Consider the following 17,616-nt stretch of genomic DNA (forward strand, 5'->3'; position numbering starts at 1 on the left):
GGAAATGAGGGAGTAGGATATGACAGCTTCTGCTGCCGGAGAGGAAATACAAAGTCACTTGTTGTATGCGGGAAAAGTAAGTGATACGCCAAACTGGAATTTCCCGAGTCATAAGCATGATGATTTGCATGAAATTATTGTCATTTGCGATGGGGAGGGAACCTTTACGATTGGAGGACAATCCTTCAGCGTAAGCGGAGGAGATATTTTGGTTTATAACAAAGGCGTGCTGCACGAAGAGCAATCGTCGAGCGATAATCTGCTTATCACCTATTACTGCGGCTTTACGCTGCCTTCGGCAAGTCCGGCGGAGGATTGGGTCATCCCTCCGGATGTAGAGCCCGTTATTCGGTCCAGCCGCGTGTTTTCGGAGATAGCAGCTTTGATGAAAATGATAGTTGATGAATCGGCTATCAAGGAGGAGGGATATGACAGGATTAGCCGTTATTTGATCAATTCCATCATATTACTGCTTCGAAGAGCGGTCCGGAATCAGCAAAATATTAAAGAGCAGGAGTCCAATGCTGGTCTTGCCGAGCTAATTAAGGATTATATCGACCGAAATTTTAAGCAAAATATTAGCTTGAAGGATTTGGGTCTGCAATTCCACGTTAACCCTTATTATGTCTCTCATGTATTCAAGGATTATTATCAGATTTCCCCGATCAACTATGCCATTCATCGGCGGATCGGAGAGGCGACCAGACTGCTTGTATCTACAGAAATGAAGGTCTGGGAGGTCGCTAAGCTTCTAGGCTACGAAAATCCGAATTATTTCTCGATTATATTCCGCAGAGTCACTGGACTATCTCCCAATCAGTTCAGGGAAAGCAATCAGCAGAATTTGTTTCCTCACACATGATTTTTCGATTAAAAAAGCGGCAGCTAATGGCGTAAAGCCAATGCTGCCGCTTGCGCGGTATATGATTATAAATTTATGAGGTAAGCGCTTCTGCACCTGCTGCCTTGGCAGCGTCCTCCCGGACAAGCTTCAGGAACTCACGCATAAAGCCCGGCAGATCCGGCCAAGCATGACCCGTCACTAGCTTACCGTCTACATGAAGCGTTTCTGACGCATAACAGGCACCAAGACGCTCCACTTCGAGGCGGGATGCATGGTAGGAAGTCATCGTACGACCATTAAAATAGCTGTAATCAGGAAGTGCGAGGAATACTTGTGCACCGTGGCAGATCGCACCAATCGGCTTATCAGCATCAATGAAATGCTGCAGAATACGCGGCAGCTCGGCATCGCCTCGAATATATTCCGGTGCTCTGCCGCCAGGGATGATAATGGCAGCGAATTCGGATGGATCTACATCAGCGAATCCGATATGGGATTGCAGTTGATGCGCTGGCTTTTCCGTATACGTATCCCAGCCGTCAATAAAATCATGGCAAACCGTATGTAACGTTTTCTGTTTCGGAGAAGCAATGACAGCCTCGTAGCCTTCCTCTAGTAATCGGTAATAAGGATAATACACTTCTAAAACTTCCGCGGCATCGCCAGTCACAATCAGCACTTTGTTCGACATGGGCTCTCACTCCTCCAAAGAATTGTGAAGCAATTCTTACTTCGTAAGCACTAGCTCTGGAAATTTATTGCACAACACAGCTATTATGCTCCTTGCCCCCTCTTCAGTCAATATTTTCCTTTTGTTTGAGGTGAAAATCGATCGATTCTACTACTCTTTCAACTATGAAGTGCGTGGAATTACCTATAAAATAAATAAGAATAGCCATACTGCACGGAGCCATATTTGCTATATTTAAGGAAGGAAGCTGGGGGTGCATCATCATGAGAATGGGCTTTTCTAATCCAATGACCAAGTTAAGTGTAAAGCAGCAGCTACTCTTATTATTCCTGCTTATGGTCAGCCCGATATTTATTCTACACAGCTATGGCAATTCAGAGGCCGAACAAATATTAAAGAGGCATGTCACGAATGCTTATGCTGAGCTTAACAAACAGAACCATACGCTGATCGACAGGGATATTGATACCGTCAATAAGATTACAACGACGATTATCCAGAACCCGATTGCTCAACAGCTAGTACCAAAGGACGATGAAACGGTCATTGAACGCGTCAGAAAATACGAGAAAATGGACGCTTTGCTTGCTGGTTACTCAACTGCTTTAAATGGCGGGGAGGCTGTCTATTACAGCCTGTATATTTATGATCCTCATAATGAATATTTTTTCGCACCTAAAGTGCAAATGATTCAAAGTGGTGTCTATTTCTTCACCGATGCGAATAAGCCGAAGTGGTTTGATACGGCTGTTTCTCTTAAGGGCTTAGGCTTTATGGAGATTATTGAGAATAACGATATGCTAGTCAAAAAGCGGACACTCGCCTATATCCGCGCCGTTAATACGGTTAATCAAGGACATAGTGTAATAGGTGTACTGATTGCAACAAACATGGATAAGAAGCTGGAAGAATCGATGCGATCCGTCTCTCTTCCAGGGGGCGAAATCTATTTTACAGATCAGCAGAACTACATATTAGCCTCTACGAATCCAAAGACGATGGGCACTAAGGTAGAACTTCCTGCAACCGCTTCCGGCAATCAGCCGGTCAACCTCGATAAGCCTATTATAAATTCGGAATACATCTACATGGCGAGTGATAATGAGCTCCTGCAGCAGCGCCTGACCTACAAAATACCGATTAAGTCGCTCCTTCAGCAGCAAAATGAAGTGAAGCGGGTCATTCAGCTAATATCGGTTGCTTACATTTTATTTGGTTGTATAGTCATCTTCTATTTCTGGCGTTCCCTAATGACACCTTTGCAGAGACTAGCTACATTTGTCCGCAGTTATGAGCCTGGCAAGCGAGTGCCAGAGACGCCTGGCAAAGGCAGAAATGACGAGGTGGGGGTATTGATTGGAGCTCTTTATGATATGGCCCGCCGGTTAAATGGACTTATCCATGACAAATATCAGATGGAGATTAAGCAGCGGGAGAGCCAGCTGCAAATTTTGTATCAGCAAATTAATCCGCATCTTCTCTATAACACGCTTGAAAGTATCTATTGGAAAAGCTCGCTGGAGGGTAATTCTGAATCCGCCGAAATGATTAAGGAGCTGTCGAAGCTGATGAAGATCAGCTTAAGCCGCGGACGGGAATTGATTACGCTCGCAGAAGAGCTGGAGCATGCGGCCGCTTATGTGAAGCTTCAGCAGAAGCGTTATGATTATGATTTCCAGGTCATCTGGTCGGTTCCAGACACAATGATGAACCATCTCATTCCGAAAGTAACTCTTCAGCCGTTAATTGAAAACGCGATGATCCATGGAGTCAAAAATATGGGAGAAGACGGCGAAATTCATATTACGGCAGAGTATGAAGGGGATAAGCTGCTTATTCGGGTTGAGGATAACGGCTTTAAAGATGTTGACTATAAAGCGATTGAGTCTCTATTAAATGAGCCAACGGCTAATCCGACTTTTGGTTACGGCATTAAAAATATTCATCAGAGGCTTCAGCTTCATTTTGGCAATATCTATGGGATTCAATATAAGAAAAGAAACGGCGGCGGAACCATTGTAACGATCGTGCTTCCATCAGCTGATGAAAGGAAGGAACAGGGCGATGTATAACATACTGGTCGTAGACGACGAACCACTTATTTGTAAAGGATTAAGCAGCGTACTGACTTCTTCAGGTATCGATATTTCGGCTATTCATATGGCAAATAACGGTTATGAGGCGCTAGATGTCCTGCGGACCGATGATATTGATCTGCTTATTACGGATATTCAGATGGGTTCTATGAACGGGATCGAGCTTATGCAGCAGGCAAAATTAATCAAGCCTTGGGTGCAGACGATTATCATCTCCGCACATGAGACATTCCAATATGCCCAAATGGCGATACGACTTGGGGCAAAAGATTATTTGATCAAACCACTTAACAACGAGCAGTTTCTGGATTCCGTTCGTAATGTGCTGCTGAAGCTGCGTAAGCCTGAGCCAACGGAACAAGATGAGCTGCTTGCAGGTATGCAGGAGCATTTCCATATGGATGAGCTTAATCCGCAGTCTGTGGAATGGCTGAATCAGCTGGTGAGCGACCAGCCTTCGCTGAAAGTACAGGATATTGCCCAGATTCTGAAAGAGAAGCATGGCATCATGCTGGAGGGGCCTTATTTCTCGATGATCCGCATCCGGTTGAATCTATCGGATCGTAACCGCCAATTGTCGAAGACCGATGAGAAGCTGCTTCGGTATGCGGCGCTTAATATCGTCAATGAGCTGTTCGACGAGCATTGGAATCGAACGGCCTTTTATGCCTCGGAGCGGGACCTCAATATTATTTTGCAATGGAATGAATTTCAATATGGGGAAACAGCCTCATCTGGCCTTATGAACGAACTGGATATGATTGGACGCAGCTTTCATTTTAACATTCAGAAATATTTAGATATGACGAGTGTAATTGGCATCAGCCAGATTCTGAAAGGTATCGAGTTTATTGATGTCCTTCATGACCAAGTAATTAAAGCCCTTAGCTGTAACGAACGGCATAAGGACCATTATGTGTTTTATTACGGGGATTTCAACTGGAATCAGTATTCACAGCGTCCGACGGAAGAGGAGTTCACGGCTCAAACCAGCTTAATCGTCGAGAAAGCGATGGAGTACATTAACGCCAATTATGCGCAAAAGGGTTTAACCCTCCATGAGGTTGCCCAGAACAATCATGTCAGCCCCAATTACTTGAGCTACCTCTTCAAGAAAGAGACCGGCTATAACTTGTGGGAATATGTGGTGAAGCTGCGGATGGAAGAGAGCAAGCGGCTTCTTCTTAATACGGATATGAGGCGTTATGAGATTTCGGAGAAGGTTGGTTATGAATCACCGGAACATTTTAGCAAAATTTTCAAAAAGTATTACGGCATGAGCCCAAGTGAGCTAAAGAAGTAGAATTACTCATCATTGCCTTGGATATGCACATTACCTCGAGGGGGCCCTTTTTTTACAATAAGATATGAGGATCGTTAAAGAAAAGAGGGAGACATAATGGAGCAGCACGCTGCCGCAAACGCGCCTCTCGAGCGTAAAGGCCGATTTGCCGTATTTTTAAGGAAGCATTTCTGGGGACTATTATTCCTGCTTCCGGCTTTTATCATTTTTATTTTGTTTCTATGGGTCCCGATTATCAAAGGATTCGTGTACAGCTTCTACCACATTGATTTTGTAAAAGGGAACAGCTTTGTTGGGTTTGACAACTACAAAGTGGCGCTTCACGATGAGGATGCATGGACGGCTGTGAAGAACACCGTTTATTATATGTTCCTATGTCTTGTTATTGGCTTCTGGATTCCGATTATATTCGCCATTGCGATCTCGGAGATTCGCCGCTTCCAAGGTGTTGTCCGTGTGGCTGCTTATTTGCCGAATATTATTCCGGTCGTTGTCCTGTACGGATTATGGCGTTGGTTCTATGATCCGGTTGGGCCAATTAACGGTGTTATTACAGGGTGGTTTGGCAGTGAGCCGATTGCCTTCATGACGGATAAAAGCTGGTCGATGATTTCACTTGTTATTATGGAATCTTGGCAGCAATTTGGTTCAGCTATGTTGATTTACTTAGCGGCTGTCCTCAGTATTCCACGGGACTGGTATGAGGCGGCAGAGATTGATGGGGCAGGGGTTTGGAACCGGATCCGTTACATTACTTTGCCTTCCATTAAGGGACTGCTTATCTTGCTGCTTATTCTGCAGCTGATCGGTACCTCGCAAGGTTATCAATCACAGCTGGCTATGCTTGACGGGGGTCCTAATAATACGACTTTGACGTATGCCCTGCTTATTGTGAAATACGCATTTAACCAGCAAAATTACGGGGTTGCATCAGCACTTGGCGTTCTTATGTTTATCGTTTTGGGCTTACTCGCCATCATTCAATATAGGCTTCAAGGCAAGGAGGGAGATGTTCGATGAAACAGATGGATAGAGGGATTCTCTCTTCGTTTGACCTTAAGAAGAAGCCTATATTAGCAGGCTATTCGATCATGGTGCTCGTGCTCATTATTATGTCTTGCTCCATGATTTATCCGATTCTTACGACATTGTTTAATGGATTGAAAACAAATGTGGAGGTTAACTCCTTCCCGCCGAAGTTTCTGCCAAATGTATGGCATTTCGATAACTTTGACAAGGGCTGGAATTTTATCGATCTGCCGGAGTTTCTAAGAAATACGCTTTATATTTTCGGGGGGAATCTTGTTATTACGGTCGTTGTACTTGGACTTGCTTCATTCAGCTTATCTAAGCTCAATGTGCCGTACCGGAGAGGAATTTATTTCTTCTTCATGATGACCTTGTTTATTCCGCCAACGACTTATATCATTCCAAATTTTGTGAACCTGAAGGATCTGGGTCTTATGAACTCGTTTGCCGCCTTCTGGCTGCCGGCGGGTGCCAATGCCTTCTTCCTATTGCTGTTAAAAAATTTCTTCGATGATATTCACTATGAAATATTCGAAGCAGCGCGTATTGACGGTGCATCGGACTGGAGAAGTTTCATTCAAATCGCATTTCCGCTTTCCGTACCGATTTTCTCAACGCTCGCTATCTTTATTTTCTCATCATCCTGGAATGATTGGTTCTGGCCATCGCTCATTATGCACAATGACAGCCATTACCCGCTGGCTACAGCGATCTACAAATATGTCATCAATGCTAAGGGACTAGCGCTTAATATTCGCTTTGCGATATTAACGATGGTGATGATCCCGCCAATTGTTGTGTTCCTTGTTTTCCAGAAGTATATCATGCGGGGACTTCATCTTGGTGGTGTCAAAGGATAGTATTCAAATCGTAATCATGCACATGATCGGAATAGGAATACACCTCGCAGGCTCCCTCGACTCTCAACTATGATGAGGGAGCAGCAAATAAATTAAGTCGAGAAGGGGAGTTTCAATGAGAAAGAACTTTGCTATGGGAGCAAGTGTTGTATTACTTTGTTCGATGCTTGCCGCTTGCGGCAGCAACAATAACAACGGCTCGAACAACGGCAACCAGAAGCCTGCGGAGAGTAATGCAAGTGCTAGCACAAATACAGCAACAGATACGCCTGCAGCTACAGAAGATATTACACAAAAGAAAGTTAAGATCAGCATTTATTATCCTCTTCCTGACCAAGTGGAAAATCGTAAGCTCGAAGATGACAAGATCGCTCGCTTCAACAAAGTATATCCTAACGTTGAGATCGTGAAGAGCGACTGGCATTATGCACCAAATGAGATTGGTATCAAAATGGCAGCGAACGAAGCTCCAACTTTCTTCAACACTTATGCAACAGAAGCGAAATTCCTCGTAGAAAAAGGCTGGGCAGCTGATATTACAGATCTGTACAATAGCTACGAGTTCAAAGATCAAATCAACCCTGTCCTCCAAAACCAATTCATCATTGACGGTAAAGTGTACGGTGTTGCTCAAAAAGGTTATGTAACAACAACTGTCTTGAACAAAAAAATGCTCGATGATAAAGGCGTAGCGGTTCCTTCGTACGACTGGACTTGGGACGATATGCTGAACACAGCGAAAGGCGTAGCTGATTCGAAAAAAGGCATCGCTGGTGTCGCTCCAATGGGTAAAGGTAATGAAGCTGGATGGAACTGGACGAACTTCTTGTTCGAAGCTGGCGGCGAGATCCAAACGATCGCTGATGGCAAAGTAACTTCAGCATTCAACTCTGCTGCAGGCGCTAAAGCACTTGATTTCTATAACAAGCTGAGATGGGATGCAGACGTTATTCCGAAAGACTGGGCACTTGGCTGGGGTGATGCAGTAGGTGCATTTGGTCAAGGACGTACAGCAATGGTTATCGCTGGTGCTGAAGGCGTACTTGAGCAAGCACTTAACCAAGGCGGCATGAAAATTGAAGACGTTCTGACGTACCCAATGCCTGCTGCTGAAAAAGGCGGCAAACATACAGGCGTACTCGGCGGCGATTACCTGGTAATCAACCCGAACGCAACAAAAGATGAGCAAGAAATGGCATTCCGTTACATCACATTCGACTACTTCACTGACGATTACCTGGCATCGCTTGAAAAAGACATTCAAGCGCGTCAAACAGAAGGTAAATTCTTTATCCCGCCGCACATTAACTACTTCAGCCCAGAATCGGAGTATGGCAAACGTGCACAAGCGATCTTCGACAAATACGATAACGTATACAAATACAACGCAGAATCTAATGCTCTGCTGGACGGCAAACCTGAAGCTCAATACAACACGCAAGAATACTACGGCTCTATGACGAACGTGCTGCAAGAAGTATTCTCGAAGAAGGGTACCGACCTTCAAGGCCAGCTCGACGCTGCAGCAAATGAAATGCAAACGAAGTATTACGACGCTATAAAACCTTAAGGCTTCGTGGGTATCGGAAGGACGGGAGTATCTCCTTCGGTCGCTGTTGCCATAGTGAAAACTAAATCAATTTTTATAAGGTATATTCACAATGGCAAAGGCGAACGTTCCACTCCTCAGGAGATACCCCTTACCTCAACAGAAAAAAATAATAAACGGCCGTGCAGATGACATTCACTCTGCACGGCCGTTTTATGTAATAAACAGGAAAATTGTGGGCTGTATAGAATATAGCCGTGTATGAAATGAATTTTTAATAAGGAGTGATCGTTATTGCATTTTCCTGTCGTAACAAAAGATTTGGCTGAACGTTTGGAGCAGTCTGAGGTTGACTATATGACCTCTAGGGTGCTTGCCATTAAGGAGCGGGAAGGCAATCCAATGGGGGCTCTTGTTCAGCCTTTTGGCGGGGCTACAGCTTATTATGTGAAAGAAATGCCGTGGGGCAGTTTTAATACAGTAAAAGGAATCGGTGCAGGGGAGATTGGACTCATCGATGAAATGATTCAATTCTATCGTGAGCGAAGCCGCCCGTTTCAATTTGAGATTATTCCAAGTAAGGCAAATGGAGAATTGTTCAGCTGTTTAACCGGTCGCGGTTTTCATCAAGTTGGTTTTCATACAACACTTTATGGCGTTCCAAGTGTGGAAAAGCCTTCTTATCCAAGCGGGATTACGGTTCGTGAATTAAACAAGGGTGAGTTCGAGCTTTATGGAAGACTACATTGTCTGGGAACCGGACTAAACGTGGATGGAGCAGGCCATGTAGCTGACAACAATCGAGTATTGTATAACCGTTCAGGATGGCGCTTCTTCATTGGGTATGTGGATGATCAGCCTGCCGGTGTTGCTGTTATGTATATCAATAACAATATGGCGTCCCTCACTTTTGCGGCTACAATCCCGGAATTTAGAAGACGCGGCTTACAAACGGCATTTTTGAATCAACGAATTTATGAGGCGGCTCTTGCCGGCTGCGAGCTGGTTGTTGGACAGGCCTCTTATGCTTCTACTAGTCAAAACAATATGGAAAGAGCAGGACTGAGAATCGGCTATACGAGAGCAACATGGGCGGGTAAATAATTATGATTAGCTAACAATTGACATATTTAATATGTCGTATATATTGGGTATGTAAACGAAATGTTTCAGCAACATATGAAGTGGACAGTCAATCCAGACAGGAGAGATGAACATGGATCGTTACAGACCAAGGTATCATTTTACGGCACCGCATAATTGGATGAATGACCCGAACGGCCCTTTTCAGTTGAACGGCGAGTATCATTTGTTTTACCAGCATAATCCTTCGAAGCCGGAGTGGGGAGACATTCACTGGGGGCATGCAGTAAGTCTTGATTTGGTGAACTGGACTCATCTAGCGCCTGCACTAGCTCCTTCTTACGAGCTTGGAGAATCTCATTGTTACTCCGGCTGCGCTGTTGTAAATGGTGATGAGGTGGCGTTGTTCTATACGAGTATTGGTGAAGGTGATAGAAATCCGACGCATGGTGCCGAGCAGTGGATGGCCAAGGGCACGGATATGCGGACTTGGCATAAGCCCGACATAAATCCARTTCTTACCTCGGATCTGCATGGGGGGCTTCAAATTAAGGATTGGAGAGATCCATACGTATGGAAGGAGCAGGATGGATGGCGTATGATTCTCGGTGGCACCTTTGAGGAGAAGGGCTGTGCTATGATCTATCATTCTGACGATTTGGAGAACTGGAGCTTCAAGGGATTACTGCATCAAGGGGATGAAGGGATTTGGGAATGTCCGCATCTTTTCCGTTTTGATGACAGAGTGGTGTTGTTCTATTCTCCAAGCAGTCAGGTACGATATATTTCCGGGAAGATTAGCGGTGATCGTCTAACGGATATTCAGAAGCATGGCACAGTTGACCATGGCGGCTGGGACGGCTTTTATGCCTCAACCGGATTTGTTGATGAGCAAGGGCGCAGTGTTCTGCTGGGATGGGTCCCGGAAGGTAATCGAGGTGAAGATTTCCCTGCTGATTTGAAATGGGCCGGAGCATTGGCGCTGCCACGTATTGTGGAGCTGAAGCCAAACGGTGTTCTCTCTATGGTGCCTGTACCAGAGCTTGCGGAGCTAAGAGGCGAGAACAGGAGCTTTAACGATATTCGTGTCGGTCACCTAAGTACAGGATTACACTCCACATCCTTTGAGTGCTTACTAGAGATCGATCGACGGACGCTGGAGAAAAACACATTGACTCTATCCGTTTTCGCCTCGACATGTGGACAAGAGCACACGGATATCCATCTGGATGTGGCTTCGAATGCTATCACGATCGACCGCACCCATTCAAGCTTGTACCTTAACGTACATAAGTCCCCTGTAAAAGGAGAACTACCGTCTGCAGATGGTGCTGAACTTATCAAGCTGCGAATCTTCGCAGATCAATCGATTATCGAAGTGTTTGTGAATGACGAAACCTGCCTCACAGCTAGAGTTTATCCTTCCTTGGAAGACAGCAATGGCATTGCGCTGCGTTCGAGCAGCRGTGAAGTGGTCGTCTCCAATATGCATGTTTGGGAGATGAAAGCAGCGGATATTCGTATTTAATAAGCAAGGGCACCTGATTATTTGAGGGTGCCTTTTTATAATTATCATGCATGATAATTATTAAGTCGTAGATGAAGCAGGAGGGTGAACGAGATGAGGTTAGGCTGTTTGCATGCGCATCATTCCAACATTGCCTATATCGAGCAGGCCGCTTTCTCAAAGGTAGAGCTGATTCACTTTGTTGACCCTGGTCTAATGAATAGGATATCGAATGATAAGGACTTTGATCTGGAGAAAGCCAAGCATAAAGTCATTGAACAGATCGAATGGATGGCTAAGTCTGGTGTAGACGCGATTCTTATTACATGCACAAACTATATCGCGCTCCTCGAGGAGGAACATCTTCAGACTTCTATTCCCATCATTAAAATTGACGAGCCCTTTTTCAGCCTTCTATGTAAAATAACGCAGCCGCAAATTCTGCTATTTACGAATTCTGCCACTGTGGAAGGCACCATGAACAGACTGAAGCAGTTTGCCTCATGGCAGAATCAACCGGTACCTGATATTGAAGTCCGTGTTATTGAGAACAGCTTTGAGCTCCTCATGCAAGGCGATAAAGAAAAATACAGTGATGTAATAGCTGATTACATAAGAGGTCACCTTGAATCAAATCCTGATATGAAAATCTCGGTGGTCCAGTTATCTATGGTTGAAGCCGCCGAGAGAATATCGCAAGAGTTACAGGTGTCCATCGGCAATCCATTGGCGCCTTTGGTCGTTTTTTTCTCAGGAGAGGATATTTATTATACCGGAAAGCATCTTCATGTCGGTAGCTGGGACCAAGATAAAGAAGGCATTGCCTGGGAGAGTTAATTGCGAAACTGCGCATTCGAATGTTCTTCCGATCGCCATTGCTCTGGGGTTCCTTTGAATTTATTTAATTAGGTAGGAATCCCAGAGCAAAAGCGAACGCTGGCGCTTCTACAGAATCATTCGAAATGCTCCGTTTGGAATTAACTTTTTTGAACATAAAAAAGAGCAGGGCGGAAATCATCCTCCCTGCTTTTCTGCTTATATAATTAAAAAGGTAATCGTGTTGAGGAAAGGGGTATCTCGTGAAGGAGCGAAGCGTTCGCCTTTGCCGGCACATTGCAACCTTTGAATATTGTTCAAGCAATGTGATGGCAACAGCGACCGGAAGGAGATACCCCGTCCGAATGAACGGATGCCCCTTTTATTTCTTTTACTTCCCGTTCCAGGACGCTTCGATTTCCTCCAACGACTTACCTTTTGTCTCCGGAACGACACGCATCGTAAACAAGAACGTAACCAGCGACATCGCGCCAAAGATCCAGAACGTGATCGCAGGACCTGCGGAGTCCAGCATTGGCGGGAACGATTGTGATACGACATAGTCGGCAATCCACAGTGCCATGGACGCGATTGCTGTTGCCTTACCACGGACACGGTTAGGGAAGATCTCACTCAAGACAACCCATACGACTGGTCCAAGTGATACAGCAAACGCCGCAACATAGATCAGAATGAAGATAAGGACAAGCGAGCCTGTTGTATGGCCCGTATGGAAGGCAATACCGATAACCGCCAGACAGATGGTCATCACGGACGAACCAACAAGCAGCAATACTTTACGGCCAACTTTATCAATCAGCCAGATCGCGAGGATCGTGAACAAGAAGTTAACAAGACCAATAAGAATCGTTTGGACAAGGGACGAATCTGTACCAGAGCCCATCGATTTGAAAATCTCAGGTGCGTAATACATGACCGCATTGATACCTGTAACTTGTTGAAGAACAGCAAGCACAACACCAACGATCAGCGCCAGGCGAACACCCGGGCGGAAAATATCTTTGAGCTTGCTGCCTTTTTCATCTGCGAAGGATGCTTTAATATCCAGCACTTCTTGCTTCGCGTCATCCTCGCCGTGAATTCGAAGCAGGATGTTTAACGCTTGTTCCGATTTGCCTTGCTTGATCAACCATCTTGGGCTCTCAGGTACAAGGAACAACAGAATGAAGAAGATAACGCCTGGAATAACGCCAACACCAAACATCCAGCGCCATGCATTCGCAATATCCCAAGCATCATCGCCATAGCCGGCAATACCGGAGTTCACGAAGTACACAAGGAAGATACCCGTTACGGTAGCGAATTGATTTAAGGCAACGAGACGACCGCGGTATTTTGCAGGTGCAATCTCAGCATTGTACAGCGGACAAAGGGTAGACGTGATCCCGATACCTAGACCGCCAATCATACGAGCGATAATATACATCGAGAACGTATCCGGAATCGCAGAGCCGATCGAACCGATAACGAATAGGGCAGCTGCGACGATAAGTACTTTTTTACGGCCAAAACGGTCACTCAGTACGCCAGAGAAGCCAGCGCCAACGATACAACCGATAATAAGTGAGGATACGGCCCAGCCGACTGCGACCTCATTCAAGTCGAAACGGTCTTGCATAAATCCAATTGCCCCCGACACAACTGCAGTATCGAAGCCAAATAATAATCCGCCGAGAGCGGCAATCATCGAAACGAGCGTAACAAACTTCATGCTTTTGCCGCCGGCATTTGCAGAGAGGTTAGTGTTTAGGTTGCTCACTTTATTTATTCCCCTTCCAAGACAATTTGAATAAATGGATGTTATGTTTTTATGAACGAACCTCATTATAACACCGGATCTGCAGGCTTTAGGGGGCATTCGACAGCACATATTTGTGATGTTTCAGCATCGAATAAGCGGCAATCCCAGCCTTGAATCGAGCAGCTAAGAACGAGTAGCATTTTATTAGTTTGCCCAACAAAAAAGTCCATGCACCATTGGCATGAACTCCCTGTATATCCTTATCCTTTTGCTTGACTGCGGTATTCCGTTGGAGTGACTCCAGTCACACGCTTGAACACTCTGCTGAAGTAATTCGGATCCTTATAACCAACCTCGAAGCATACTTCTTTTAAGGCGAGCTCGTCTGCCGATACAATCAACTGCTTAGCCTTATCAATTCGTAGTCCGGTCAAATAATCAATAAACGTTGCCCCGACCTGCTGCTTGAACACCTTACTGAAATAATGAGGGTTGAGGTGAACATATTCGGCGGTATCCTCAAGTGACAGTTCCTCGGTAAAATGCTGCTCGATATATTGTTTGGCTTTATCGATCACATTAATTGTCTGTTGCTCACGCTGCTCCCGAATCCGCTGAAGGGCCGAGATCACATACGATCGATGCTCATCCGAGTTGTCCTCAGGAGCGGGGGCGCGAAGAGTCCCATCGTTAGCTGGTGAAGAACCCTCCTTCAGAACCTCCTCGAAATCAATGACCTTACCTGAATGTCTATCATCGTCCGAAGCAAATACGGCTTCGAAGTATGATTTGCGCCAGCCATCAGCTCCTGTCTGCATAGAACCGATGCCAACGGTTATGGTCAGCTGGAATTGCCGTTCGGCCAGACCGCTGAGTTTCTCACCAAACTGCTTAATGCTTTGTTTCCAGACAAGGCTTGATTCCTGGGTATGATTTCGGATGAAAATAGCCATATGTAAGTCGATTAATGAACTGACAATACAGGTGATTCCATAAGTCTTCGCATAGCTGCGGAATGTCTCGTACAACTTTTTCTTATCTAGGGTGTAGATCTGCCTAGGAAAGGCGACGACTACCGCACAGCCCTTGTCTAAAGGGAAGTCCAGCCAATCGGATAAGTTCTCTTCATCCGTATTCATCACTTGATCTACCATAAACAAGAGGGATAGTTCATTTTCCACCAGCGGCAGCAGCTGCGATACTTTATCCCTTAGGTGAAGCTCCTCGATACGCTTGCCTTTTTCGCGCTCCAGTTCATCGATGAGCTGGGTTAAAATAGAGGCGATTTGATTCCGGCCAGCAGGCTTCACGATGTATTCCTTCACCCCAAGCGAGACCGCTTCTTTGGCATAGGCAAAAAAATCATATGCGGTCACTAATATAAATTTGGTGTCGGGCAGTATGGATTTGATTTCACGAATGGCCTGCAGACCTTGGATTCCGGGCATATTAATATCCATCATGACGATATGCGGGCGGAATTCTTCTGCTTGTTCAATCGCTCTTCGGCCATTGTCGGCATGGGCAATTTGGAACTTGTCTGGCAGCATACGGTGAATCAGATGCTCGAGCCCTTCACGTTCAAGCGCTTCGTCATCGGCGATCAATAGACGATACATCTAGACCTACTCTCCTTTCTGCTCTAGGTTGTCTGTTGCAGGCAAGAGGAGAATAACGGATGTTCCTCGTCCTGGTTCACTTTCTATATAGACAATATCTTGACTGCAATAAAATAACCGCAGACGCTTAATGACATTTCGTGTGCCAAAGCCCATGGAATTTTTCTTTGCAGGTGCGGGAACAGGCGGTTCATGAAGGGCAAGCAGAGCATCACGCTCTGCGGCACTCATCCCCATACCATTATCGGTTATCCTAACTCGAACACCGTCATCTGCTTGTTCCATAACCAGCTTTATCACTCCACCCGATTCCATCCGTTCAACACCATGAACAAAGGCATTCTCGATAAGCGGCTGAATCGTTAGAGCCGGGATCAGCAGTCCTAGTACGGACTTATCAATTTGCTGCTGAATCTCTACCCGATTGCGGAAGCGGGCTTGTTGTATCGTAAAATACTCCTGAACATGCCGCAGCTCATCCCCAAGTGTAACCGGACGATCAAGCTGGCTCAGATTATAACGAATCAGCTTGGACATGGATACAATCAGATCACTTGTCTGATCCGCTCCTTCAAGCAGTGCCAGCTTGGATAGTACATTTAGGGTATTAAATAAAAAATGCGGGTTAATCTGGCTTTGCAAAGCCTGAAGCTCAAGCTCTTTGACTAGGCGCTCTGATTCCAGACGATCCTTATCTCGGCTGACAGCCACTTTCAGGTCATTGATCATATGGCGGAAAGCTTCAGATAAGATCCCAAGTTCGTCGCCTGTTTGCTCCGGAAGGTAATCCGCATCCAGATGTCCCTTGGACAGATGCTGCGCAGTAAGCACAAGACGGTCTACAGGCTCAGTAATACTTCTGGAAATCCATAGCGCAAGCACTATACTAAGCAGCGTGTTAATGATAAACACAGTAGGCCCAAGCCAGTCCATTCGTACGATTTCCAATTGAATGCTCCGGTATACCGGCTCATAAGCACTAAGTTCAAGATCAATGAGACGGCGTTCTTCCTCCCGGATAAAAGAGCTTGTCTGCTCCGCCTCCTCGTAATGAGTCAGTGATTCCGCTAGTGCTTCAGACTTACTGGTATCAGCTTTTTGCTGTGCTGCCTGCTCTTGCTCCTCAAGCGTTTCAAGCATATGAATATATCCTTGCAGCACACCTGTTATAGCCGTTTCGGTTTGCTGACTTGCCAGCCTCGACTGGATTTGAGCAAGGACAGCCTGCTGCTGCTGAAGTGCCAATTGGCTGCTTTCTTCGGGATTCAGCAAATAGGTGTACAAAGCCCGGACATTATCATCGGCGGTTTGCGTTGACTGGGTATATAGCAGCATACGGTCCATCATCGTGTTATAGCTGTGCTGTACGGTTTTGGTGCTTTCAAATAGGAAGAAAGTAACGCCGTTCGTAAGCAGGACTAGAAGCGGAATAAAGAGCAGCAGCTTTTTGCGCAGTGTCATGGGGCAGTCACCTCCTTACCTGTAATGACGGAAATAGGAGTGTACTGCTCAGAAGTTACGGTATGTCCATGGAAATAATCATTTAAGAGAGACATGGCTTCATAGCCCATTTGAGAAGGCTGCTGTACAATGGAGGACTTGATCTGCTTATTGTGTATAGCGGTGAGCGTATCCTCCAAGTCGTCAAAAGCATAAATCTCCACGCCTCCGGGCTTTATCCTGGCGACAGCTTCTGCCATGCCGATCCCGTCAAGAGAACTGAAGCCAGCCATATAAGTAATCTCCGGATGCTCCTTCAGCATTTGCTCGGCCTGCTGCGCAGCTTGAAGCCGTGAAATATTCGATGAGCGCACTTCGGCAATCGACAGCCCTGGGTAGATTTTGATAACCGACTTGAATCCTTCTAGACGGAGCCGCTGATTGGCAGCTTCCTGGCTTCCGATCAAGACGCCAATCACCCCGCTGGGATTGTCCCGACCTCCTGCAAGGAGACGACCCATCTCTTGACCGGCATAGGTATTATTCGTGCCGACGTACGCAAGTCGCTTACTGCCTGGCTCATCGGTATCTACTGTAATGACGGGAATGCCAAGCGTATTTGCTTTTTCAATTAACAGCCTATCTTGCTCTGATCCGATGCCTTGGAGGATAATGGCATCCATCTTGGACGCGATTGCTTTCTCCAATAGCTTCATCTGTTCTTCTGCATTAATGCGGAAAGGCCCCATATATTGCAGTTCCATCTCAAACTTCGTAGCTGCTTCTAAAGCACCTTGCTCGACAGATCGCCAGAATGGATTGTCCAGCTCTTGTGAAATAAGGGCAATCTGGAGCTTAGTGTGATCCTCTTCGCTTGCCTCAAGCGGGGTTACAAGTCCTCTGATCCTTTCAGTAGACAAGTAGAATTGTACGAGTACATATCCAAATATAATAAGTAATAGAAGAACACCGATGTTCCATCTTCTCCGGTTTGCCATTGTGCTCAAAGCTCTCCTC

Annotated in this window: 14 protein-coding genes; 9 read left to right on the plus strand and 5 right to left on the minus strand. The window is 45.7% G+C overall.

The features are described from left to right. The first annotated feature begins 19 nt into the window (after window positions 1–19). Window positions 20–862: an AraC family transcriptional regulator gene (locus AB4Y93_RS16475; RefSeq protein WP_441893756.1), complete on the plus strand. Its 843-nt coding sequence runs from the start codon at window positions 20–22 to the stop codon at window positions 860–862. A 73-nt stretch (window positions 863–935) separates the two neighbouring features. On the opposite strand, the gene AB4Y93_RS16480 is transcribed toward AB4Y93_RS16475, so the two are convergent. Next, window positions 936–1,535, minus strand: a complete 600-nt coding sequence (locus AB4Y93_RS16480) for a DJ-1/PfpI family protein (protein ID WP_441893758.1) — start codon at window positions 1,533–1,535, stop codon at window positions 936–938. A 263-nt stretch (window positions 1,536–1,798) separates the two neighbouring features. Between AB4Y93_RS16480 and AB4Y93_RS16485 the strand changes: the two genes are divergently transcribed. The 8 genes from AB4Y93_RS16485 (at window position 1,799) to AB4Y93_RS16520 (ending at window position 11,799) form a co-directional block, all read left to right on the plus strand. After that, window positions 1,799–3,607 (plus strand): cache domain-containing sensor histidine kinase, encoded by a 1,809-nt coding sequence (locus tag AB4Y93_RS16485; protein ID WP_441893760.1) that lies wholly within the window; start codon window positions 1,799–1,801, stop codon window positions 3,605–3,607. Continuing rightward, the gene (locus AB4Y93_RS16490) at window positions 3,600–4,934 is read left to right on the plus strand and encodes a response regulator transcription factor (RefSeq protein ID WP_441893762.1); all 1,335 of its coding nucleotides are present in this window, start codon (window positions 3,600–3,602) and stop codon (window positions 4,932–4,934) included. The genes AB4Y93_RS16485 and AB4Y93_RS16490 overlap by 8 nt, the downstream gene beginning before the upstream one ends. A gap of 96 nt (window positions 4,935–5,030) precedes the next feature. Beyond that, complete coding sequence (locus tag AB4Y93_RS16495) at window positions 5,031–5,954, plus strand: carbohydrate ABC transporter permease (protein ID WP_441893764.1); 924 nt, start codon at window positions 5,031–5,033, stop codon at window positions 5,952–5,954. Then, a complete protein-coding gene (locus AB4Y93_RS16500; RefSeq protein ID WP_441893766.1) occupies window positions 5,951–6,823 on the plus strand; it encodes a carbohydrate ABC transporter permease in 873 nt (290 codons plus the stop codon). Before AB4Y93_RS16495 ends, AB4Y93_RS16500 begins: the two co-directional genes overlap by 4 nt. A 115-nt stretch (window positions 6,824–6,938) precedes the next feature. Continuing rightward, a complete protein-coding gene (locus AB4Y93_RS16505) occupies window positions 6,939–8,393 on the plus strand; it encodes an ABC transporter substrate-binding protein (protein WP_441893768.1) in 1,455 nt (484 codons plus the stop codon). A gap of 273 nt (window positions 8,394–8,666) precedes the next feature. Next, window positions 8,667–9,476: a GNAT family N-acetyltransferase gene (locus tag AB4Y93_RS16510; RefSeq protein WP_441893770.1), complete on the plus strand. Its 810-nt coding sequence runs from the start codon at window positions 8,667–8,669 to the stop codon at window positions 9,474–9,476. Window positions 9,477–9,588: 112 nt separating this feature from the next. Further along, entirely contained in the window at window positions 9,589–10,983 is a 1,395-nt protein-coding gene (locus AB4Y93_RS16515) for a glycoside hydrolase family 32 protein (RefSeq protein WP_441893772.1), read from the plus strand. A 93-nt stretch (window positions 10,984–11,076) separates the two neighbouring features. Next, window positions 11,077–11,799 (plus strand): hypothetical protein, encoded by a 723-nt coding sequence (locus tag AB4Y93_RS16520; RefSeq protein ID WP_441893774.1) that lies wholly within the window; start codon window positions 11,077–11,079, stop codon window positions 11,797–11,799. 370 nt (window positions 11,800–12,169) lie between these two features. Here the strand turns inward: AB4Y93_RS16520 and AB4Y93_RS16525 are convergent, their stop codons facing one another. The 4 genes from AB4Y93_RS16525 to AB4Y93_RS16540 all read right to left on the minus strand — a co-directional run bounded on the left by AB4Y93_RS16525 (window position 12,170) and on the right by AB4Y93_RS16540 (window position 17,597). Beyond that, entirely contained in the window at window positions 12,170–13,510 is a 1,341-nt protein-coding gene (locus tag AB4Y93_RS16525) for a sugar porter family MFS transporter (protein WP_441893950.1), read from the minus strand. 290 nt (window positions 13,511–13,800) lie between these two features. Next, window positions 13,801–15,159, minus strand: a complete 1,359-nt coding sequence (locus AB4Y93_RS16530; RefSeq protein WP_441893776.1) for an AraC family transcriptional regulator — start codon at window positions 15,157–15,159, stop codon at window positions 13,801–13,803. A 6-nt stretch (window positions 15,160–15,165) separates the two neighbouring features. Next, entirely contained in the window at window positions 15,166–16,620 is a 1,455-nt protein-coding gene (locus AB4Y93_RS16535) for a histidine kinase (protein WP_441893778.1), read from the minus strand. Beyond that, window positions 16,617–17,597, minus strand: a complete 981-nt coding sequence (locus tag AB4Y93_RS16540; RefSeq protein WP_441893779.1) for a substrate-binding domain-containing protein — start codon at window positions 17,595–17,597, stop codon at window positions 16,617–16,619. The genes AB4Y93_RS16535 and AB4Y93_RS16540 overlap by 4 nt, the downstream gene beginning before the upstream one ends. Window positions 17,598–17,616: the final 19 nt, after the last annotated feature.

The sequence above is a fragment of the Paenibacillus sp. YAF4_2 genome (assembly GCF_052113225.1).
In the GTDB taxonomy this organism is placed as follows: Bacteria; Bacillota; Bacilli; order Paenibacillales; family Paenibacillaceae; genus Pristimantibacillus.

Bases quoted from the DNA above. Each gene is read 5' to 3' on its own strand.
- AB4Y93_RS16475 (WP_441893756.1), top strand. From the start codon at position 20: ATGACAGCTTCTGCTGCCGGAGAGGAAATACAAAGTCACTTGTTGTAT.
- AB4Y93_RS16480 (WP_441893758.1), bottom strand. From the start codon at position 1,535: ATGTCGAACAAAGTGCTGATTGTGACTGGCGATGCCGCGGAAGTTTTA.
- AB4Y93_RS16485 (WP_441893760.1), top strand. From the start codon at position 1,799: ATGAGAATGGGCTTTTCTAATCCAATGACCAAGTTAAGTGTAAAGCAG.
- AB4Y93_RS16490 (WP_441893762.1), top strand. From the start codon at position 3,600: ATGTATAACATACTGGTCGTAGACGACGAACCACTTATTTGTAAAGGA.
- AB4Y93_RS16495 (WP_441893764.1), top strand. From the start codon at position 5,031: ATGGAGCAGCACGCTGCCGCAAACGCGCCTCTCGAGCGTAAAGGCCGA.
- AB4Y93_RS16500 (WP_441893766.1), top strand. From the start codon at position 5,951: ATGAAACAGATGGATAGAGGGATTCTCTCTTCGTTTGACCTTAAGAAG.
- AB4Y93_RS16505 (WP_441893768.1), top strand. From the start codon at position 6,939: ATGAGAAAGAACTTTGCTATGGGAGCAAGTGTTGTATTACTTTGTTCG.
- AB4Y93_RS16520 (WP_441893774.1), top strand. From the start codon at position 11,077: ATGAGGTTAGGCTGTTTGCATGCGCATCATTCCAACATTGCCTATATC.
- AB4Y93_RS16525 (WP_441893950.1), bottom strand. From the start codon at position 13,510: ATGAAGTTTGTTACGCTCGTTTCGATGATTGCCGCTCTCGGCGGATTA.
- AB4Y93_RS16530 (WP_441893776.1), bottom strand. From the start codon at position 15,159: ATGTATCGTCTATTGATCGCCGATGACGAAGCGCTTGAACGTGAAGGG.
- AB4Y93_RS16535 (WP_441893778.1), bottom strand. From the start codon at position 16,620: ATGACACTGCGCAAAAAGCTGCTGCTCTTTATTCCGCTTCTAGTCCTG.
- AB4Y93_RS16540 (WP_441893779.1), bottom strand. From the start codon at position 17,597: ATGGCAAACCGGAGAAGATGGAACATCGGTGTTCTTCTATTACTTATT.